19 protein-coding genes, 1 tRNA gene and 1 pseudogene are annotated in these 19,631 nt (G+C 61.6%); 14 read left to right on the top strand and 7 right to left on the bottom strand.

Annotation, left to right across the window (positions count from 1 at the left end; translation table 11 throughout):
* Positions 1-12: 12 nt before the first annotated feature.
* The gene (locus tag KW568_RS03935; RefSeq protein WP_004575882.1) at positions 13-918 is read right to left on the bottom strand and encodes a TIGR01777 family oxidoreductase; all 906 of its coding nucleotides are present in this window, start codon (positions 916-918) and stop codon (positions 13-15) included.
* A 187-nt stretch (positions 919-1,105) separates the two neighbouring features.
* Here KW568_RS03935 and KW568_RS03930 point away from each other — a divergent pair, with 187 nt between their 5' ends.
* The 5 genes from KW568_RS03930 (at position 1,106) to KW568_RS03910 (ending at position 6,181) form a co-directional block, all read left to right on the top strand.
* On the top strand, positions 1,106-2,092 hold the full coding sequence (locus KW568_RS03930) for an NAD(P)/FAD-dependent oxidoreductase (protein ID WP_003247375.1): 987 nt from the start codon (positions 1,106-1,108) through the stop codon (positions 2,090-2,092).
* A 103-nt stretch (positions 2,093-2,195) separates the two neighbouring features.
* Positions 2,196-3,164 (top strand): DUF523 and DUF1722 domain-containing protein, encoded by a 969-nt coding sequence (locus KW568_RS03925; RefSeq protein WP_003247377.1) that lies wholly within the window; start codon positions 2,196-2,198, stop codon positions 3,162-3,164.
* A complete protein-coding gene (locus KW568_RS03920; protein ID WP_003247379.1) occupies positions 3,154-4,053 on the top strand; it encodes a MerR family transcriptional regulator in 900 nt (299 codons plus the stop codon). The genes KW568_RS03925 and KW568_RS03920 overlap by 11 nt, the downstream gene beginning before the upstream one ends.
* A complete protein-coding gene (phrB, locus tag KW568_RS03915; protein ID WP_004575883.1) occupies positions 4,044-5,471 on the top strand; it encodes a deoxyribodipyrimidine photo-lyase in 1,428 nt (475 codons plus the stop codon). The genes KW568_RS03920 and phrB overlap by 10 nt, the downstream gene beginning before the upstream one ends.
* An 11-nt stretch (positions 5,472-5,482) precedes the next feature.
* A complete protein-coding gene (locus tag KW568_RS03910; RefSeq protein ID WP_033725213.1) occupies positions 5,483-6,181 on the top strand; it encodes an SDR family oxidoreductase in 699 nt (232 codons plus the stop codon).
* A gap of 123 nt (positions 6,182-6,304) precedes the next feature.
* On the opposite strand, the gene KW568_RS03905 is transcribed toward KW568_RS03910, so the two are convergent.
* The 6 genes from KW568_RS03905 to hemA all read right to left on the bottom strand — a co-directional run bounded on the left by KW568_RS03905 (position 6,305) and on the right by hemA (position 11,655).
* Complete coding sequence (locus KW568_RS03905; RefSeq protein WP_004575884.1) at positions 6,305-6,823, bottom strand: acyloxyacyl hydrolase; 519 nt, start codon at positions 6,821-6,823, stop codon at positions 6,305-6,307.
* A gap of 106 nt (positions 6,824-6,929) precedes the next feature.
* Positions 6,930-7,727: a glutamate racemase gene (murI, locus tag KW568_RS03900; protein WP_003247387.1), complete on the bottom strand. Its 798-nt coding sequence runs from the start codon at positions 7,725-7,727 to the stop codon at positions 6,930-6,932.
* Entirely contained in the window at positions 7,720-8,475 is a 756-nt protein-coding gene (locus KW568_RS03895; protein WP_003247388.1) for a molybdopterin-synthase adenylyltransferase MoeB, read from the bottom strand. The genes murI and KW568_RS03895 overlap by 8 nt, the downstream gene beginning before the upstream one ends.
* Positions 8,469-9,299, bottom strand: coding sequence for a peptide chain release factor N(5)-glutamine methyltransferase (gene prmC / locus KW568_RS03890; RefSeq protein WP_004575885.1), 831 nt, complete (start codon positions 9,297-9,299; stop codon positions 8,469-8,471). The genes KW568_RS03895 and prmC overlap by 7 nt, the downstream gene beginning before the upstream one ends.
* Complete coding sequence (gene prfA / locus KW568_RS03885) at positions 9,299-10,381, bottom strand: peptide chain release factor 1 (RefSeq protein ID WP_003247392.1); 1,083 nt, start codon at positions 10,379-10,381, stop codon at positions 9,299-9,301. Before prfA ends, prmC begins: the two co-directional genes overlap by 1 nt.
* Entirely contained in the window at positions 10,378-11,655 is a 1,278-nt protein-coding gene (gene hemA / locus KW568_RS03880) for a glutamyl-tRNA reductase (RefSeq protein WP_003247394.1), read from the bottom strand. The genes prfA and hemA overlap by 4 nt, the downstream gene beginning before the upstream one ends.
* A gap of 704 nt (positions 11,656-12,359) precedes the next feature.
* Here hemA and KW568_RS03875 point away from each other — a divergent pair.
* The 9 genes and pseudogenes from KW568_RS03875 to KW568_RS03835 all read left to right on the top strand — a co-directional run.
* Positions 12,360-12,467: pseudogene (locus KW568_RS03875) on the top strand (3-deoxy-7-phosphoheptulonate synthase); the annotation flags it as partial.
* Positions 12,468-12,765: 298 nt separating this feature from the next.
* Positions 12,766-13,077, top strand: a complete 312-nt coding sequence (locus KW568_RS03870) for a transposase (protein WP_259537709.1) — start codon at positions 12,766-12,768, stop codon at positions 13,075-13,077.
* Complete coding sequence (locus KW568_RS03865; RefSeq protein ID WP_004577668.1) at positions 13,055-13,918, top strand: IS3 family transposase; 864 nt, start codon at positions 13,055-13,057, stop codon at positions 13,916-13,918. The genes KW568_RS03870 and KW568_RS03865 overlap by 23 nt, the downstream gene beginning before the upstream one ends.
* A 681-nt stretch (positions 13,919-14,599) precedes the next feature.
* A complete protein-coding gene (locus KW568_RS03860; protein WP_003247399.1) occupies positions 14,600-16,321 on the top strand; it encodes a tetratricopeptide repeat protein in 1,722 nt (573 codons plus the stop codon).
* Positions 16,322-16,325: 4 nt separating this feature from the next.
* Entirely contained in the window at positions 16,326-16,943 is a 618-nt protein-coding gene (lolB, locus tag KW568_RS03855; RefSeq protein WP_003247402.1) for a lipoprotein insertase outer membrane protein LolB, read from the top strand.
* Positions 16,944-16,947: 4 nt separating this feature from the next.
* Positions 16,948-17,808 carry a 4-(cytidine 5'-diphospho)-2-C-methyl-D-erythritol kinase gene (ispE, locus tag KW568_RS03850; RefSeq protein WP_004575687.1) on the top strand — a complete coding sequence of 287 codons (861 nt, stop codon included), beginning with the start codon at positions 16,948-16,950 and terminating at the stop codon, positions 17,806-17,808.
* A gap of 20 nt (positions 17,809-17,828) precedes the next feature.
* Positions 17,829-17,903: transfer RNA gene (locus KW568_RS03845), tRNA-Gln, on the top strand.
* A gap of 48 nt (positions 17,904-17,951) precedes the next feature.
* Positions 17,952-18,893, top strand: a complete 942-nt coding sequence (locus tag KW568_RS03840; RefSeq protein ID WP_003247410.1) for a ribose-phosphate pyrophosphokinase — start codon at positions 17,952-17,954, stop codon at positions 18,891-18,893.
* A gap of 118 nt (positions 18,894-19,011) precedes the next feature.
* Complete coding sequence (locus KW568_RS03835) at positions 19,012-19,605, top strand: 50S ribosomal protein L25/general stress protein Ctc (RefSeq protein WP_003247411.1); 594 nt, start codon at positions 19,012-19,014, stop codon at positions 19,603-19,605.
* Positions 19,606-19,631: the final 26 nt, after the last annotated feature.

Below are 19,631 nucleotides of genomic sequence, written 5' to 3'. Positions count from 1 at the left end.
CAGCGTCCTATGTCAGAGGCCACTGGACAGGTTGTCCAGCGCCGATTGCAGATCGTTGAAACGGAAGGTGAAGCCTGCTTCCAGCAAGCGTACCGGGCGCGCCCGCTGGCCTCCCAGCAGCAAGGTCGACATCTCGCCAAGCCCGGCCTTGAGCAGCAATGCCGGCACTGGCAACAGCGCCGGCCGATGCAGGGCTCGGCCCAGTCGCCTGGCAAACTCACGGTTGCGTACAGGCTCCGGCGCGCAGGCATTATAAGGACCGCTGGCATCCTTGCGCTGCAAGAGAAAATCAATCAGGGCGACCTGGTCGTCTATATGAACCCAGGGCATCCACTGCCGCCCGTCGCCCAAAGGCCCGCCCAGCCCCAGTTTGAAGGGCATGCGCAGGCGCGACAAAAAGCCGCCATCGCTGGCCAGCACCAGGCCAGTACGGACCAGTACCACGCGGATCCCCTGGGCTTGCGAACGCTGGGCGGTCTCTTCCCAGGCAATGCACAACTGGCTGGCGAAATCTTCACGCACCGGGGGTGAAGCCTCGGTCAGTTCGCGTTCGCCACCGTCTCCGTACCAACCTACCGCAGAGCCGGAGATCAGCACCTCCGGGCGCTGCTCACGGGTGCCCAACCACGCCAGCAATTGCTCGGTAAGGGTGACACGGCTGGCCCACAGCACGTTGCGCCGGGCGGCCGTCCAGGGCCTGTCGGCAATCGGCGCACCAGCAAAGTTGACCACCGCATCAAGATGATCGTCGGCCTCCAGCTGCTCCAGGCGCGCGATACCACGCACCCCGCTACCACAGATTTTTGCCACCTGTTCAGGACGCCTGCTCCAAACCGTAAGCCGATGCCCTTGGCCCAGCCAGTACTGGCACAGATGCTTGCCAATCAAACCGGTGCCACCTGTCAGCAATATATGCATGGCTGTGTCCTCGCAGAATGCATCGGTGGTCTATTTTTAACAGCAAGGCACTTTTTTGACCCGACGCTCTCGGATAAACATAGGCCAACCTGCCCGCCAACACGGAATAACCTTATACAGAATTTTTGCATTGTACAGGTTTGCCTGACAGCGTAGTCTGCTCACAGCAAGGTTTGAAGAGGCCATCATGACAATACCTATCGCCATCATCGGGGCCGGCATCGCCGGTTTGTCAGCCGCCCAGGCTTTGCAAAAGGCCGGGCAATCCGTGCACTTGTTCGACAAAGGCCACGGCAGTGGCGGGCGCATGGCCAGCAAGCGCAGCGAAGCCGGCGCGCTCGACCTGGGCGCACAGTACTTCACTGCCCGTGACCGACGCTTTGTCGATCAGGTGCAGCAATGGGTGGCCGCCGGCTGGGCCGAACAATGGAAGCCTCAACTGTATAACTACCGTGACGGCGAACTCACCCCCTCCCCTGACGAGCAGACGCGCTGGGTAGGCGTGCCACGCATGAGCGCCATTACCCGCGGCTTGCTCAAGGACGCCACCGTCAACTTCGGCTGCCGCATAGCGGAAGTGTTTCGCGGCAAGCAGTACTGGCACCTGCAAGACACCGAAGGTTGCAGCCACGGCCCCTACAGCCGTGTGGTCATCGCCGTCCCGGCTCCGCAGGCCACGCCACTTCTGGCCGCCACACCGAAGCTGGCTGCCGTTGCCGCTGGCGTGCAAATGGAACCTACCTGGGCCGTCGCCCTCGCCTTCCAGGCACCGCTGGATACGCCAATGCAAGGCTGCTTCGTGCAGGACAACCCGCTGGACTGGCTGGCCCGCAATCGCAGCAAGCCCGGCCGCGACGAGCACCTGGACACCTGGGTACTGCACGCGACCTCAGACTGGAGCCGGCAACACATCGACCTGCCCAAGGAGGAAGTGATCGAACAGTTGTGGGGTGAATTCGCCGAACTGGTCGGCTGCGTGGTACCGCCGCCCACCTTCGCCCTGGCCCACCGCTGGCTCTATGCCCGCCCCAGTAGCAACCATGAGTGGGGCGCACTGGCCGATGCCGACCAGGGCTTGTACGCCTGTGGGGACTGGTGCCTGTCCGGCCGCGTCGAGGGCGCATGGCTCAGTGGCCAGGAAGCGGCGCGGCGCTTGCTCGAACACCTTGAGTGATGCCGAACTATACAAAAATACTAGTTTGCATAACTTCAGCGCTGTGCTGAAATAAACCTGTACAAGTTTCGAGTCACGTACAGGTTTATTTTCGGAGGCAGCCATGCACGACCCTTCCGCCCACCGCAAGCCGCGTATCGCCATCAGCGCCTGCCTGACCGGGCACAGCGTGCGCTACAACGGCGGCCACAAGGCCTCCGACCTGTGCCGTAAACAGCTGGAACAGCACTTCGACTGGCTACCTGTGTGTCCGGAAGTGGCAATCGGCCTGGGTGTTCCGCGCGACCCGATTCGCCTGGTCGGCAACCCCGAGCAACCCGAAGTGGTCGGCACCCGCGACCCCGGCAAGGACCTGACCGACCCGCTGCGCACCTATGGCGAGCAGATGGCCAACGAACTTGACGACATCTGCGGCTACATCTTCATGCAGAAGTCACCTTCTTGCGGCCTGGAACGGGTAAAGGTTTATCAGGACAATGGCCACCCGGCCGTGCATGGTGGGCGCGGCGTCTATGCCCAGGCTTTCTGTGCATTGCGCCCGGACCTGCCAGTAGAGGAAGAAGGCCGCCTGCATGACCCCGTGCTGCGCGAGAACTTCATAAGCCGCGTTTACGCCTACGCCGACTGGCAGCGCCTGCTGGCCGAGGGCCTGAACCGTGGCGCGCTGGTACGCTTTCATTCGCGCTACAAGTATTTGCTGATGGCCAATAACCCCCAGGCCTATCGCACCCTCGGCCGCCTGCTTGGCAGCATGAGCAAGGCTGATGAACCACAGAGCATCGGCCCGCGCTATTTCAGCCAGCTGATGCAAGCCCTGCGCCGCTGTGCGAGCCGCGGCACCCACAGTAACGTGCTGCAGCACCTGAGCGGTTACTTCAAGGATGCCCTGACGCAGCAGGACAAGGCCGAGTTGCAGGCAGTCATCGGCCAATACCAACAAGGCGTGGTACCACTGGTAGTGCCACTGACCTTGCTCAAACACCATTTGCGCAAGCACCCAGACCCCTACCTGCAGCAACAAGCCTACCTGCAGCCGCACCCCGAGAGCCTGGGTTTGCGCAATGCGGTCTGAGGACTTGCTGCCCATCGGCGAACTTGCCCGTCGCACCGGCGTAAACCCGGTCACCCTGCGCGCCTGGGAGCGCCGGTATGGGTTGCTCAAGCCACAGCGCACCGCCAAGGGGCATCGCCTGTACCCACTTGAGCAGGTCGAACGCGTCGAGGCGGTCCTGGCCTGGCTGCAGCGTGGCGCGTCGGTCGGCCAAGTCCGCGAGTTGCTCGACAAACCCGCCAGCACCCCACCGAAGGGGGACTGGCAAGCCAGGCAATTCCAGCTGATCGAAGCCATCGCCGGCCTTTCACAGCGCGCCCTCGACCAGCAACTTAACCAGGCCATGGCGCTGTACCCGGCAGTCACCCTGTGCGAACAACTGCTGCTGCCGCTGCTCGACATGCTCGACCAGCGCTGGCGCAATTACTTCAACGCTCGGCTGGAGCAGGTGTTTTTCCACAGCTGGCTGCGCAGCAAGCTCGGTGCCCGCGTGTACCACGACAACCAGCTGCTGCAAGGGCCCGCCGTGTTGCTGGCCGAAGACAGCGAACGCACCTTCAGCCCAGACTTATGGTTGTGCGCCTGGCTGCTCACCAGCAATGGCTTCCCGGTCGAGGTGCTCGAGCAGCCCGTCGCAGGCCCGCAATTGCTAAGCGCCGTCAACGCGCTCAAACCACGCGCCTTACTCCTGCACTTGGGCCCACGCATCGACGACAAGGCGTTGCTGCGCACCCTGCAAGGCTTACCAATCCCCAAGCTGTTGGGTGGTGCCACGCTGGCGCTGCATGAAGCCCGCTTGAAGGCTTTTGAGCTACCCGACCTTTTCCTGTTCGACACCCCGCAGGCGGCATTGCGCGTGCTTCAAGCCCATGATCGACAGCCTGTAGAGATAAATGCCCCATGCACCTGACCTGGCTGCGCAGCGACCTGCGTATCGATGACAACACTGCACTCAGCGCCTCCACCGAGCGCGGCCCGACCATCGCCCTGTGGCTGGTCAGCCCCGGACAATGGCAAGCCCATGACGATGCCGCCTGCAAAGTCGACTTCTGGCTGCGTAACCTGCATGACCTGCGCCAATCACTGGAAAAGCTGAACATACCCCTGCTGATCCGCACAATCGATACCTGGGACCAGGCGCCACAGGCGGTGCTCGATGTCTGTCGCCAACACCAGGTGCAAAGCGTGCACTGGAACGAGGAGTACGGCATCAATGAGCAGCGCCGGGATGATGCCACCCGGGCACTGCTGGAAAAGTCGGCCATCCAGGCGCACAGCTACCTCGACCAGCTGTTCTTCCGTCCGGGCACCGTACTGACTCGCAGTGGCGATTACTTCCAGGTGTTCAGCCAGTTCAAGAAAACCTGCCTGGAGCATCTGCACCGCAGCCTGCCGGCCCTGGCACGGCGGGTGAAGCGCCAGGCCCCGCTGAACATCGGCAGCGACCCAATCCCGCAACATGTAGAGGGGTTCGGAAAAACCACGCCCGCACTGCGCGACCACTGGCCAGCCGGTGAAGCTGAGGCACAGTCCCGCCTGTCACGCTTCCTGGACGAAACCATCGACGACTACCACCACTTGCGCGACTTACCTGCCAAGCCTGGTACCAGCCAGCTTTCCCCCTACCTGGCCGCCGGCGTGATTTCGCCCCGCCAATGCTTGCACGGTGCACTGGCCAGCAACCGGGGCGAGTTCGACAGTGGCAGCATGGGCGTGCAGACCTGGATAAACGAGCTACTCTGGCGGGAGTTCTACAAGCACATCCTGAGCGGTTATCCACAGGTCTCGCGCCACCGCGCCTTCCGCGCCCAGACCGAAGCCTTGCCCTGGCGTGACGCCCCGGCAGACCTGGAGGCCTGGGAGCAGGGCCGCACCGGTTTCCCGATCATCGATGCCGCCATGCGCCAGTTGCTGCACACCGGGTGGATGCACAACCGCTTGCGCATGATCGTGGCCATGTTCCTCAGCAAGAACCTGCTGATTGACTGGCGCAAGGGCGAGCGACACTTCATGCGAAACCTGATAGACGGCGATCTGGCCGCCAACAACGGGGGTTGGCAGTGGAGTGCGTCCACCGGCACCGATGCGGTGCCCTATTTCCGTATCTTCAACCCGGTTTCGCAGTCGCAGCGCTTCGATCCTCAGGGGCATTTCATTCGCCACTGGGTACCAGAACTACAAGCACTCGATGAAAAAGCCATCCATCAGCCCATTAAATCGACGGACCTTTTCGGTAATACTTCTTACCTTAGTCCAATCGTAGATCTCAGCAGCAGTCGCCAGCGGGCCCTGGAAGCGTTCAAAGGGCTGCCACGCCGGCAGAATTAGGGGATAACGTGTTGATTAACTCACGCAGTTTCTGGGTTACGGGCGCAAGCAACGGACTTGGTTTGGCTTTGGTGGAGCGGATGCTCGATGAAGGACATCGCGTTGCCGCGAGTGGCAAGGATAGCGATGCACTGGATGCTTTGGGGGCACGCTACGGCAGCCAATTGTTGCGGTTGCCGTGGCAGTTGCATGAAGAACAACACGTCAGCCATGCGTGCCAACAAATTTGCCATGCCTGGTGTTCGCTGGACGGGCTGATCCTCAACACCGGCACCACCGATTACCTGCCAGACAATGCCAGTGACAGTGAGCTGATCGAAGCGATCGTCACTACCAACCAGCTGGCCGCAGAGCATTGCCTGAGCAAAGCGCTGCCGTTGCTGGAAAAGGGTCGGTCGCCGCAGGTGATGGCGCTTTTCAACCGCTATTCGGCGTTGCAGCTGTTTGCACCGACACAGGTGACTGCGGGCTGGAACAATTTGCCGCAATGGATGCGTGAGCAACGCAAGGCCCTTGAGGACCAAGGGGTAGCACTGACCATTGTAGGGCCACAATCGTTGAAGGTTACGCTAACGTCGGCACAGGCGATACCGGAGGAGTGGACGCCCGGCAGTGCCGCAGAGGAGTTGCTGCGGCGTTGGCCTCAGAGAGAACCCGAACTGATCCTGGAGACGCTGGACCTCAGTAGCCTGTGGCCGCTGGCGCGTTAACACCTGAAATCAGCATTACCGTCTTCGCGGGCAAGCCCGCTCCTGCAAATTACCCAGACCTTGAGTACTGTGGTATGCCGGCAGGAGCGGGCATTGCCCGCGAAGTGGCGAATGCAGGCGAACTCAGAGCGCCATTCTGTAATGCAGGCTGTAGCTTTCTACACCATCATTGGGCTCTTTGATGCCCGCGTTGGAATAGTGAATCGCCCGCACCCCAATCTCATGCCCGCCGGCAAAGCGCAAACCAAAGCCGATGCGGTCCTCAAACTGGAAAGCCGAACCCAGCTCGTTGCTTTCCAGCTCGGTGCTGGAGAACGCCGCTACCCCTATCCCGGCTTCGATGTAAGGCTTCACCGACTCCCCGGCAAATTCATAGACGAACACGGGCGCGAAGGACAGGCTGTGATTGCTTGCGGTCTCGTCGCCATCCCAGTAGGTGTAGGCCCCATCCCAATAGCCGGTCAGCCGACCAACGCTGGTCTGCCACCAACTCGCATCCCAATTCGATTGCAGCCCTAGCCGGTAAACCATTGTCGAATCGCCGGTCTGCCCCACCGAAAACGAAACATCGGCAGCTTGTGCCGACATCGTTTGCCCCAAAACAAAGGCAGCAGCCGCTGCCAAGCCGAGCAGTTTCCTCATAAGAAACATCCTTCTTTCTGATGCTGTTGTTAGTGTCCGCCTCATCTCAGGCAAAGCGGTAGAAAGCAGAAGTGGAACGATAGTTCAGCCTTTTTTCACGTTTTTTTCACAACGCAAAGCTTTGCACATCGTCAGACTTATGCCACAGCACAGGTAGGATTTTTCTTAAGGCTTCTGGGTCAGCGCTTGTCCAGAAGCGTGCAGCGCCGGCCGGGCCTTCGGCCAATAGATCATTGGCACCCAGCAGCCGTCGCAACTGACGCGCCACGGCCGCGCCGGTGTCGATGATGGCCACGTCATCCGGGACCATGCCGGCCAGCAATGGGCGAAGGAAAGGGTAATGGGTGCAGCCGAGGATCAGCGTATCGCAACCTGCAGCCAGTAGCGGCTGCACATAACCTTGCAGCAGCTGGCGCACCGCTGGGCTTACAAGGTCACCGGCTTCGATCAGCTCGACCAGCCCCGGGCAAGGCTGGGTAATAACCTGTACGTTGTTGGCGAAGCGGTCGAGCAAGGCTGCGAACTTGGCACTCTGCAGGGTACCGGTGGTGGCCAGCACACCGACCACGCCCGAGCGGGTGGCTGCCGCTGCAGGCTTGACGGCCGGTTCCATGCCCACCAACGGCCAGGTCGGATACAACTCACGCAGGTCAGCCACTGCCGCCACCGTGGCAGTGTTGCAGGCCAACACCATGGCCTTTGCGCCTTGTTCATGGAAGAACCCGGCAATGTGCCGGCAGCGCTCGCGGATATAGTCCGGCGACTTCTCACCGTAGGGTATATGCCCGCAATCGCCCACATACAGCAACGTTTCGTTGGGCAGCAGGCGCTGGATCTCGGCCAGCACCGACAAACCGCCAACCCCCGAGTCCATGACGCCGATCGGCGCCGAGCGCTCAGCCATCGCGCTTACCACAGACCGTGCAAGCCGGGTCGCGCTTGACACGAAGCTCGCGGATACGGGTGCCGAGGGCATCGATCAACAGCAAGCGGCCGACCAACGGCTCACCGAAGCCAGCCAGCAACTTCATTGCCTCCAGCGCCTGCAGGCTACCCACCAGCCCCACCAGTGGGCCAATGACGCCAGCTTCGCTGCAGGTCAGTTCGGCTTCGCTACCATGCCCGTACAGGCAGTGGTAGCACGGGCTGTAGTCGCGCCGCGGGTCGAACACCGACAGTTGGCCTTCCAGACGGATTGCCGCTCCGCTGACCAGCGGCTTGCCGGCGGCGACACAGGCAGCGTTGACCGCCTCGCGGGTAGAGAAATTGTCGGAGCAGTCCAGTACCAGGTCGACTGCCGACACCGCAGCCGCCAGCGAGTCCTCGTCCAGTGCCTGGCGGTGAGCAACCAGGCTGACTTCCGGGTTGATTGCCTGCAAGCGCTGCAAGGCCGAGTCGACCTTGCTCATGCCGACGCTGGCACTGTCGTGGATAACCTGGCGTTGCAGGTTGGTCAGGTCGACGGTGTCGAAGTCGGCCAGGTGCAGCTCACCCACGCCAGCGGCGGCCAGGTACAGGGCGACTGGCGAGCCCAGGCCACCCAGCCCGATGATCAGCGCTTTGCTCTGCTTGAGCCGCAGCTGGCCATCGATGTCGATCTGGGACAGCAGCACCTGGCGGCTGTAACGCAGCAGTTCCTGATCACTCAGCATGGCAGTCGCCCCAGGGTAATGCGTTCATGGCCGCCCAGGTCCGTGCGGCTGGCCACCTCGATAAAGCCATGTTCAGCCAGCAGAGCGCGTACCGCTGCCGCCTGATCGTAGCCATGTTCCAGCAGCAGCCAACCACCTGGCAACAAGTGCGCGGGGGCCTGGGCGGCGATCACGCGAAGGTCGTCCAGGCCATCGGCACCGGCCACCAGGGCACTGCTGGGCTCAAAGCGCACGTCGCCGGCCACCAGGTGCGGGTCTTCAGCGGCGATGTAGGGCGGGTTGCTGACAATGAGGTCGAAACGCTCCCCGGCCAGGCTGTCGAACCAGTGGCTTAGCCGTACCCGAGCGTTGGCCAGGCCTAACCGCTGGCGGTTGCGCTCGGCGAGGGCAGCAGCCTCCTCCACCCGGTCAACCGCTGTCACCTGCCAGGCCGGGCGTTCGCTGGCCAGCGCCAGAGCGATGGCCCCCGTACCCGTACCCAGGTCGAGAACCTTGGCTGGCGAAGCGGGTTGCAGTTCAAGCGCCGTCTCGACCAGCAGTTCGGTATCCGGCCGCGGGATCAGGGTATGCGGCGCAACCTCCAGGTCGATCTTCCAGAAGCCCTGCAGCCCAAGGATATAGGCCACTGGCTCGCCGCCACGGCGGCGCTGCAGGTAGCCGGCATAGGTCTCGGCATCTTCGCTGCTGACGATACGCTCGGGCCAGGTATGCAAGTAGCTGCGCGATTTACCGATGGCCGCAGCCAGCAGCAGTTCGGCATCCAGGCGCTCAGTGGGCGATTCAGGCAACTGCGCGTTGCGCAACAGGCTGGCGATGACAGTCATCAGTCCCCCAAGGCGGCCAGTTGATCGGCCTGGTACTCGGCCAGCAGCGGTTCGATCACCGCGTCTACGCCACCGCTGAGGATGTCGTCCAGCGAATACAAGGTCAGGTTGATGCGGTGATCGGTCACCCGCCCCTGTGGATAATTGTAGGTGCGGATGCGCTCGGAGCGGTCACCGGACCCCACCAGCAGCTTGCGCTCACTGGCAATGGCGTTCTGCGCGGCACTGGTCTGCATATCGTTCAGCTTGGCCGACAGCCAGGACATGGCGCGAGCACGGTTCTTGTGCTGCGAGCGCTCCTCCTGGCATTCGACCACGATACCGGTGGGCAAGTGGGTGATACGGATCGCCGAATCGGTCTTGTTGACGTGCTGGCCGCCGGCACCGGAGGCACGGTAGGTGTCCACGCGCAAGTCGGCCGGGTTGATTTCGATGGCGGCCTGCTCGTCCGGCTCGGGGAGCACCGCCACCGTGCACGCGGAAGTGTGGACACGGCCTTGGGACTCGGTCTCGGGCACACGCTGAACCCGGTGTGCACCGGACTCGAACTTGAGCTTGCCGTAGACATTCTCGCCCTCGACGCGGGCAATGATTTCCTTGTAGCCGCCGTGCTCGCCTTCGTTCTCGGACAAGATTTCCAGGCGCCAGCCGCGCTTTTCGGCGTAGCGCGAATACATGCGGAACAGGTCACCAGAGAAGATGGCTGCCTCGTCGCCACCCGTACCGGCGCGGATTTCCAGAAACACGTTGCGACCGTCGTTGGGGTCTTTGGGCAGCAGCATGCGCTGCAGCTGCGCCTCCAGCGTCAGCAGTTGCTCCTTGGCTTCACGCACCTCTTCCACGGCCATTTCACGCAGGTCCGGGTCACTGTCCTTGAGCAGCGCCTGGGCACCTTCGAGGTCGTCCTGGACTTTGCGCCACTCTTTATAAGCAGCGTAGACCGGCTCTACCTCGGCATACTCGCGGGAGTAGGCGCGAAAACGCGTCTGGTCGGAAATAACCTCGGCGTCACCGAGCAGGGCGGTGAGTTCTTCGAAACGGTCCTGGAGGATTTCCAGTTTGTTCAGCAGCGACGCTTTCATTGCGGGGATTTGTCCGTGGAGCCCTCGTTGAGGGCAAAGAGTTCCTGGGCCATGGCCAGCGCATCGAGGCGGCCCTCGGCCGAGAGCTTTTTCAGCTGCACGCTGGGCGCATGCAGGAGTTTGTTGGTCAGGCCCCGGGCCAGCTGGGCCAGCACGTCTTCGGGGTTGCCGCCATTGGCCAGCAGGCGCAGGGCCTTTTGCAGTTCTTCGTCGCGAAGGCGCTCACTTTGCTGGCGATAGGCCCTGAGCACGTCCACTGCCGCCAGTTCGCGCAGGCGCAGCATGAAGTCTTCGGCGCCCACGGATACCAGCTCTTCGGCCGCCTGAGCCGCCCCCTGGCGGCTCTTGAGGTTTTCTGCCACTACATCGTGCAGGTCGTCGACGGTGTACAGGTAGACATCGTCCAGCTCGCCTACTTCGGTTTCGATATCGCGAGGTACAGCGATGTCGACCATGAAGATCGGCTTGTGTCGGCGCTGTTTCAGTGCGCTCTCGACCGCGCCCTTGCCCAGGATCGGCAACTGGCTGGCGGTGGAACTGATCACGATGTCACTGTTGGCCAATTCCTGGGGGATGTCTGCCAGCAGCACGGCATGCGCACCGAACTGCTCGGCCAGGATGCTGGCGCGCTCCAGGGTGCGGTTGGCCACCACGATACGGCGTACGCCCTGCTCGTGCAGGTGGCGGGCGACCAGGGTGATGGTTTCGCCGGCACCGATCAGCAGGGCCTGGCTGCGGCCCAGGTCGGCGAAAATCTGCTTGGCCAGGCTGACCGCGGCGAACGCAACCGAAACCGGGTTTTCACCGATGGCCGTATCGGTACGCACCTGCTTGGCGGCGCTGAAGGTGGCCTGGAACAGGCGCCCAAGCAACGGCCCGACAGTACCGGCTTCGCGGGCCACGGCGTAGGCGGACTTCATCTGGCCCAGGATCTGAGGCTCGCCGAGAACCAGCGAGTCCAGGCCCGAGGCCACGCGCATCATGTGCTTCACGGCTTCGTGCTCTTCATGCACGTAGGCGCTGGCGCGCAGCTCGTCGAGGCTGAGGCGGTGATAGTCGGCCAGCCACTGCAGCACGGCGTCGGCGGACAGGTGGTCCTGCTCTATATAGAGCTCACTGCGGTTGCAGGTCGACAGGATCGCCGCCTCGCGGCTGGACGTCAGTCTGCAGAGCTGCTGCAGGGCGTCTACCAGCTGCTCTGGGGTAAACGCCACGCGCTCGCGTACGTCTACCGAGGCAGTCTTATGGTTGATACCAAGTGCAAGAAAGGCCATGCAAGGTCGCTGGTTGTGACGGGAAGCCGATAATTGTCCTCTTTCGCAGGTTTCAGGACAACCACCGTTCGCTATTGTGCTGATAGTCCTGCGGCTATCGCCGCTCGCGGGCCAGCATCAACGTTGATTTCAGGATTCACTCCCGCTTTTGATCTGCTTCTGATCTTCGCGACTTCAGGGGGCCGAACGCAGTCCTTGCCAGTTAAAGACTGTTACCTATGTGCGTGAACTGATTTGTAACCCATGTGGGTGAGCCATACCGGCGAAAAGGTGAGTCAGCGTCGCCATCGCAAATGGACGGTTCGCCGAGTCAAAACAGACGAGTTTGCTTCTTGCTTCTTGCTTCTTGCTTCTTGCTTCTTGGATGTGAGCATCCACATTAAATAGGTATTCATTCGCGAAGGTGGCGCGTAGTCACCTTTCCGCCCTTCCGGCGGGTTACTTTGGTCGTGGCCAAAGTAACCAAAGCCGTCGGCTCCCATCATCCGGCCCCTACGCTACGCTCCGGGGTCCCCTCGCTCCGGGCTTGCTCCCGGGAGGACCGCGCTGCAGGCCCCATCCTGGGGCCCAGCGCTTGACGGGCATCCATGCCCGTCACCTCCCTCCGCAAGCCCTGCGCTCGGCCTCCTGAAGTCGCAATCTGCGTCGCCTGGACTACCGCGCGCTTAGAAGCAAAAGCCAAAGCAAGAGCAAGAGCAACGACGTTCTTCCAGGTACACCAGGCCGAGGGCAGCCATGCCGGCGATATCCTTATCCAGATGACCGGGCAAAACGTCACCGAATGCATCGGCGATGCCCGGCCGATCACCGAATTCGCTTCTCGCTTTTGATTTTGCTTCTAAGTGCGCGGTAGTCCAGGCAACGCAGATTGCGACTTCAGGAGGCCGAGCGCAGGGCTTGCGGAGGGAGATGGCGGGCATGGATGCCCGTCAAGCGCTGAGGCCCCATGGATGGGGCCTGCAGCGCGTGCTCCCGGGAGCAAGGCCGGAGCGAGGGGACCCCGGAGCGCAGCGTAGGGGCCGGATGATGGGAGCCGACGGTTTTTGTGGGCCTGCCCCGTGACAACGGACGCCAAGAAGCGATACTTACATCGCTATCTTGGAGGTTGTCATGTACCCAACCACTCGCCGCAATTACACCGATGAGTTCAAGATTCAGGCCGTTGCGCTGGCTGAAACGCTTGGCAGGACGGAAGCTGCTCGCCAGCTGGAGATGTCTGTGAAGACGTTGGACAACTGGGTCAACGCTTCCCGCAACGGCCAGCCGTTGAGCTCTCCTGACCGTCGCGCAATCACCCGAGAGGACAGCGAGTTAGCACGATTGCGAGCCGAGAACGCCGAGCTGAAACTGGAGCGTGAAATCCTAAAAAGGCGGCGGTATTCTTTGCCAAAGAGTCCAGGTGAGATACGCCTTCGTCGCTGAAGAACGGGCTCAGTTCCCGGTGCGTCTGTTGTGCCGGGTAATGGGTGTCTCGGTTTCAGGGTTTTACGACTATCAGCATCGCCAAGGCCGTCCAGATCCGGATGCACAAATACGCATCGATCTACACAAGGTTTACGCGGCTAGCCGCAAGACCTATGGCCGACCACGGCTAGTCGAGGCGCTAAGGCAGCAGGCCTATGCGGTAGGTCATAAGCGCGTTGACCGGCTGATGCATGAAGAGCACATACAAGGCCGATCCAAGGGCGGTTTCAGGCCGTGCACCACCGACAGTCACCATGCGCTGCCAGTGGCGAGCAATTTATTGGGTCGTCAGTTCTCCGTTCAAAGCTCCACCCCAGCCTGGGTCAGTGATATCACTTACATCGCTACGAAAGAGGGCTGGCTTTATCTGGCAGTGGTACTGAGCATCCAAACCCGCCAGGTGCTAGGTTACAGCCTGGCGGACAGGATGCCTGACGACTTGGTCGAGCGCGCTTTTATGAACGCCTGGAACGCATGTTTGGGCGTCTACGGAGTGATTTTCCATTCCGATCAAGGGCGCCAGTACGCGAGCAGCAGGTTTCGTCTCGCTTTGGCCAAGAAGGGCTTCGCGCAAAGCATGAGTCGGAGAGGAAACTGCTGGGATAACGCCGTAGCTGAAAGTTTCTTCGCTACATTGAAGAGAGAGGAAGCCTGCGCGGTCTACCCCACAAAGAAACAGGCTCACCTGGCAATTGCCAGCTACATCCATGGGTTTTACAACAGCTGTCGACTGCATTCAGCACTGGGTTACCGTTCACCGAACGAATACGCAAAAGGCTTAAGGCAGTTGGCTTTGTAGCCAGCTTCTTGGCGTCCGCTGTCACGGGGCAGGCCCATTGGTCCCTTTTTGCCACGACAAAAAGGGACCCGCCGTAAGGGCGGAAAGGTGAGTCGGCGTCGCCATCGCAAACGGACTGTACGCCCGATCAGAACCAGCGCTTAAGCTTTTGAGCTTTTGAGCTTTTGAGCTTTTGGGCCTTTGGGTTGTGCGCTTTCACATCAAGTAGACATTCATTCACGATGTAGGCGCCTATTCACCTTTCCGCCCTTCCGGCGGGTTACTTTGGTCGTGGCCAAAGTAACCAAAACCGTCGGCTCCCATCATCCGGCCCCTACGCTACGCTCCGGGGTCCCCTCGCTCCGGGCTTGCTCCCGGGAGGACCGCGCTGCAGGCCCCATCCTGGGGCCCAGCGCTTGAAGGGCATCCATGCCCGTCACCTCCCTCCGCAAGCCCTGCGCTCGGCCTCCTGAAGTCGCAATCTGCGTCGCCTGAACTACCGCGCGCTTAGAAGCAGAAGCAGAAGCAGAAGCAGAACAACAGCACGAACGCTGGGCATCGTGGCCAGCCTGGGGCGAACCCTGCGCGCGCAGTGCGGTCTGCATAGGCTAAGCGTAGCTTCATACCTTCGCAGGTGGGTTTGCCTACGCGCTTGTGTCATCATGCTCCGACCGCCGGTGAGTCCTCCTAATAAGCCTTTCTATGAACAAACCATACGCATTGCTGCTTGCCTTCGCCCTGCTCCAGGGCTGCCAGAGCCTGGCCCCGCAAAAGGCCGAGCCTCCCGTCGCCGAAGCTGGCAAGGCAGAGGCGGAAAAGCCCGTGGTGTATGGTTCGTTCAAGCAGGACACACTCTATAGCCTGTTGGTGGCAGAGCTGGCCGGCCAGCGCAACCGTTTCGACATCGCCCTGGCCAACTACACCGATCAGGCGGCAAAAACCCAGGACCCAGCAGTTTCCGAGCGCGCCTACCGCATTGCCGAGTACCTCGGCGCCGACGAGCCGTCACTGGAGAATGCACTGGTCTGGGCGCGCAACGACCCGCAGAACCTCGACGCCCAGCGCGCCGCCGCCATCCAGCTGGCCCGCGCCGGCCGCTATGACGAGTCCATGGCCTACATGGAAAAGGTACTGCAGGGCCAGGGCGACACCCACTTCGACTTCCTCGCCCTGTCCGCAGCCGAAACCGACCAGAGCACCCGCGACGGCCTGCTGCAAAGTTTCGAACGCCTGCTGGTGAAATACCCCGACAACGGCCAGCTGATATTCGGCAAGGCCCTGCTGCTGAACCAGGACGGCAAGACCGAAGAAGCCCTGGAACTGCTTGAGTCGCACCCGGCACAAAACGGCGAAGTCGCCCCGATCCTGCTGCGCGCCCGTCTGCTACAGGCCCTGGACCGTGGTCCAGAGGCCCTGCCACTGCTGCGCGGGGCGATTCGCGACAACCCGGACGACAAACGCCTGCGCCTCACCTACGCTCGCACCCTGGTCGAACAGGACCGTATCGCCGATGCCAAAGGCGAGTTCATCAGCCTGGTCCAGCAATACCCCGATGATGACGAATTGCGCTACTCGCTGGCGCTGGTGTGCCTGGAGAACAAAGACTGGGATGAAGCCGAAGGCTACTTGCAGGAGCTGATCGAGCGCGACAGCTACGTTGACGCCGCGCACCTGAACCTGGGCCGCATCCACGAGGAGCGCCACGACCCTGCTGGCGCTCTGGATGAATACGCCCTGGTCGGCCCAGGCCCAGACTACCTGCCGGCACAGCTGCGTCAGGCCGACATCCTGATCGCCAACGGTCGCGGCAGCGATGCCTCGCGCCTGCTGGCCGAAGCACGCGAAGCCCAGCCAGACTACGCCATCCAGCTATTCCTGATCGAATCGGAAAGCTACAGCAACAACAACAAGGACGCCCAGGCCAATCAGGTGCTGCAGCAAGCCATCCAGCGCTACCCGGACGACCTCAACCTGCTTTACACCCGCGCCATGCTGGCCGAGAAGCGCAACGATTTGACGCAGATGGAAAAAGACCTGCGCGCCATCATCGCCCGCGAGCCAGAAAACGCCATGGCCCTGAACGCCCTGGGCTACACCCTGGCCGACCGCACCACCCGCTATGCCGAAGCCAAGGCACTGATCGACAAGGCCCACCAATTGACCCCCGATGACCCGGCAGTGCTCGACAGCCTGGGTTGGGTCAACTATCGCCTGGGCAACCTCGACGTCGCTGAAACCTACCTGCGCCAGGCCTTTGCCAACTTCCCCGACCACGAAGTGGCCGCCCACCTGGGCGAAGTACTGTGGGCCAACGGCAAGCGCCGCGAAGCTCGCCATGTATGGGCCAAGGGCTTCGAGGCCCAGGCCGACAGCCCTATCCTGCGCAAGACCCTTTTGCGCCTGACCGGATCCGAGACTCTTTAACGCCATGTTCCTGCGCCATTGCATCACCTTTACCATGATCGCCCTGCTGGCCGGCTGTGCCGGCTTCGGTAGCCGCGAGGCCCTGCAGGGCCACGGCGACCCGCAGCAGTGGCGCGCCCACAAAGCGCAGCTGAGCAGCCTCGATGGCTGGCAGATCAACGGCAAGGTCGGTATCCGTGCCCCGCGCGATTCCGGCAGCGGCACGCTGTTCTGGCTGCAACGTCAGGACTATTACGACATTCGCCTGGCCGGCCCGCTGGGCCGTGGCGCCGCACGCCTTACCGGCCGCCCGGGTGGCGTGGTGCTGGAAGTGGCCAACCAGGGCCGCTACGAAGCCACCAGCCCAGAAGCGCTGCTGGAAGAGCAACTGGGCTGGCAACTGCCGGTTTCGCACCTGGTCTGGTGGGTGCGCGGCCTGCCCGCCCCCGACAGCAAGAGCAAGCTGACCCTGGATGGCGACAGCCGCCTGGCCAGCCTCGACCAGGATGGCTGGCAGGTGCAGTACCTGAGCTACACCGAACAGAACGGCTACTGGTTGCCCGAGCGCCTGAAGCTGCACGGCAAAGACCTGGACGTGACCCTGGTGGTCAAGGACTGGCAGCCGCGCCAGCTGGGGCATTGATCGCATGCAAAAGCTCACCCTGCCCGCCCCGGCCAAGCTCAACCTGTGGCTGCACATCATCGGCCGCCGCGCAGACGGTTACCACGAACTGGAAACGGTGTTTCAGTTTCTAGACCATGGCGACGAACTGAGTTTTGCCCTGCGTGACGATGGCGTGATCCGCTTGCACACCGAGATCGAGGCCGTCCCCCACGACAGCAACCTGATCGTACGGGCCGCGCGCATGTTGCAAGCACAATCGGGCACCACGCTTGGCGCCGACATCTGGCTGACCAAGGTACTGCCCATGGGCGGAGGTATCGGCGGTGGCAGCTCGGACGCCGCGACCACCCTGCTCGCCCTGGCCCACCTGTGGCAACTGGACTGGGACGAAGACCGCCTGGCCGCACTGGGGCTTAGCCTGGGCGCCGATGTGCCGGTGTTCGTACGCGGCCACGCAGCATTCGCGCAGGGCGTAGGCGAACAACTGACCCCGGTCGACCCGATCGAACCCTGGTATGTCGTGCTGGTGCCGCAAGTGTCTATCAGCACAGTAGAAATTTTTTCACATCCACAGTTGACACGTGATTCTCTCCCCCTTAAGATGCGCCCCGTTCCCGAGGGAAACAGTCGAAATGACTGCCAACCGGTGGTAGAGCAGAATTACCCAGAAGTTCGCAATGCGTTGAATTCACTGGGAAAATTCACTGAGGCTCGACTAACCGGCACTGGGAGTTGTGTGTTTGGGGCCTTCCCAAGCAAAGCCGAAGCTGATAAAGTTCTGGCCCTTCTTTCAGCGACCCAAACAGGGTTTGTGGCGAAAGGAAGCAATATTTCGATGTTGCATCGCAAGCTGCAAAGTCTGGTCAAGAAGTCGAGCGCATGAGCGTTCGCAGCAACAGATACAGGGGCGTCGCCAAGCGGTAAGGCAGCAGGTTTTGATCCTGCCATGCGTTGGTTCGAATCCAGCCGCCCCTGCCATTTTCCTTATACTCATCCAGGTATACCCTCAGCCTTCAGGTACTGCGCGTGTCCAAGATGATGGTCTTTACGGGGAACGCTAACCCCGATCTGGCTCGGCGTGTCGTACGTCAGCTGCATATCCCTCTCGGTGACGTCTCTGTCGGTAAATTCTCCGACGGCGAGATCAGTACTGAGATCAATGAAAATGTTCGCGGTAAAGACGTTTTCATTATTCAGCCGACCTGTGCCCCGACCAACGATAACCTGATGGAACTGGTAGTGATGGCCGACGCCTTCCGCCGCTCCTCAGCATCCCGAATCACCGCCGTGATTCCCTACTTCGGATATGCCCGCCAGGACCGCCGTCCGCGTTCGGCACGTGTAGCCATCAGCGCCAAAGTTGTTGCTGACATGCTCACTGTCGTAGGTATCGACCGTGTACTCACCGTCGACCTGCACGCTGACCAGATCCAAGGCTTCTTCGATATCCCCGTCGACAACATCTACGGCTCGCCCGTACTGGTTGACGACATCGAAGACCAGCGTTTCGAGAACCTGATGATCGTCTCCCCGGACATCGGTGGTGTCGTGCGCGCACGCGCTGTCGCCAAGTCCCTGGGCGTCGATCTGGGTATCATCGACAAACGCCGCGAAAAGGCTAACCACTCCGAGGTTATGCACATCATCGGCGACGTCGAAGGGCGCACCTGCATCCTGGTAGACGACATGGTCGACACCGCCGGCACCCTGTGCCACGCGGCCAAAGCCCTGAAAGAGCACGGCGCTGCCAAGGTTTACGCCTATTGCACGCACCCTGTCCTGTCGGGCCGCGCCATCGAGAACATCGAGAAGTCGGTACTGGACGAGCTGGTGGTGACCAACACCGTTCCGCTGTCCGCCGCTGCTCAAGCCTGTGATCGTATCCGCCAGCTGGATATCGCACCGGTTGTCGCTGAAGCGGTACGCCGCATCAGCAACGAAGAATCGATCAGCGCGATGTTCCGCTAAGCGGGACACGTGTTGATGTGAAGCGCCCCGCCCCAACCTGTGTTGGGGCGGGGCTTTTTTGCCATCCCCGTTGGCGCTGGTCGCAAACGCCCTCGGGGGGCTATTTTGGAGAAACAAAATGACTGATTTTATTCTGAACGCCCAAGCGCGTACTGACCTGGGGAAAGGTGCGAGCCGCCGCCTGCGTCACTCGCTGAGCATCCCAGCCGTTGTCTACGGTGGTGATAAAGAAGCTCAATCCCTGACCATCCTGGCCAAGGAAATCACCAAGCTGTTCGAAAACGAAGCTGCCTTCAGCCACGTTATCGAACTGAACGTTGACGGTGTTAAGCAGAACGTCATCATCAAGGCCATGCAGCGCCACCCAGCCAAGCAGTTCATCATGCACGCTGACTTCGTTCGCGTCGTTGCTGGCCAGAAGCTGACCGCCAAGGTTCCGGTTCACTTCATCAACGAAGAAGCCCCGGTCAAGAAAGGCGGCGAGATCTCCCACGTTGAGTCCGAGATCGAAGTTTCCTGCGAAGCCAAAGACCTGCCTGAGTTCATCGAAGTTGACCTGGGCAACGCCGAAATCGGCACCATCATCCACCTGTCGGACCTGAAAGCTCCGAAAGGCGTAGAGTTCGTCGCTCTGGCCCACGGTGATGACAAAGCTGTTGCCAACGTTCACGCTCCACGCGTTGCTCCAGAAGCAGAAGGCGCTGCCGAGTAATCCACTCGCACGCCGGCGTTGATCGG

It is taken from the genome of Pseudomonas sp. HD6515 (genome assembly GCF_024971855.1).
Classification (GTDB): Bacteria; Pseudomonadota; Gammaproteobacteria; order Pseudomonadales; family Pseudomonadaceae; genus Aquipseudomonas; species Aquipseudomonas alloputida.
Note: the sequence above shows the minus strand (reverse complement) of the source record. Positions and strands in the feature narration are given on the sequence as shown.

Bases quoted from the DNA above. Each gene is read 5' to 3' on its own strand.
- KW568_RS03935 (WP_004575882.1), bottom strand. From the start codon at position 918: ATGCATATATTGCTGACAGGTGGCACCGGTTTGATTGGCAAGCATCTG.
- KW568_RS03930 (WP_003247375.1), top strand. From the start codon at position 1,106: ATGACAATACCTATCGCCATCATCGGGGCCGGCATCGCCGGTTTGTCA.
- KW568_RS03925 (WP_003247377.1), top strand. From the start codon at position 2,196: ATGCACGACCCTTCCGCCCACCGCAAGCCGCGTATCGCCATCAGCGCC.
- KW568_RS03920 (WP_003247379.1), top strand. From the start codon at position 3,154: ATGCGGTCTGAGGACTTGCTGCCCATCGGCGAACTTGCCCGTCGCACC.
- phrB (WP_004575883.1), top strand. From the start codon at position 4,044: ATGCACCTGACCTGGCTGCGCAGCGACCTGCGTATCGATGACAACACT.
- KW568_RS03905 (WP_004575884.1), bottom strand. From the start codon at position 6,823: ATGAGGAAACTGCTCGGCTTGGCAGCGGCTGCTGCCTTTGTTTTGGGG.
- murI (WP_003247387.1), bottom strand. From the start codon at position 7,727: ATGGCTGAGCGCTCGGCGCCGATCGGCGTCATGGACTCGGGGGTTGGC.
- KW568_RS03895 (WP_003247388.1), bottom strand. From the start codon at position 8,475: ATGCTGAGTGATCAGGAACTGCTGCGTTACAGCCGCCAGGTGCTGCTG.
- prmC (WP_004575885.1), bottom strand. From the start codon at position 9,299: ATGACTGTCATCGCCAGCCTGTTGCGCAACGCGCAGTTGCCTGAATCG.
- prfA (WP_003247392.1), bottom strand. From the start codon at position 10,381: ATGAAAGCGTCGCTGCTGAACAAACTGGAAATCCTCCAGGACCGTTTC.
- hemA (WP_003247394.1), bottom strand. From the start codon at position 11,655: ATGGCCTTTCTTGCACTTGGTATCAACCATAAGACTGCCTCGGTAGAC.
- KW568_RS03870 (WP_259537709.1), top strand. From the start codon at position 12,766: ATGTACCCAACCACTCGCCGCAATTACACCGATGAGTTCAAGATTCAG.
- KW568_RS03860 (WP_003247399.1), top strand. From the start codon at position 14,600: ATGAACAAACCATACGCATTGCTGCTTGCCTTCGCCCTGCTCCAGGGC.
- lolB (WP_003247402.1), top strand. From the start codon at position 16,326: ATGTTCCTGCGCCATTGCATCACCTTTACCATGATCGCCCTGCTGGCC.
- ispE (WP_004575687.1), top strand. From the start codon at position 16,948: ATGCAAAAGCTCACCCTGCCCGCCCCGGCCAAGCTCAACCTGTGGCTG.
- KW568_RS03835 (WP_003247411.1), top strand. From the start codon at position 19,012: ATGACTGATTTTATTCTGAACGCCCAAGCGCGTACTGACCTGGGGAAA.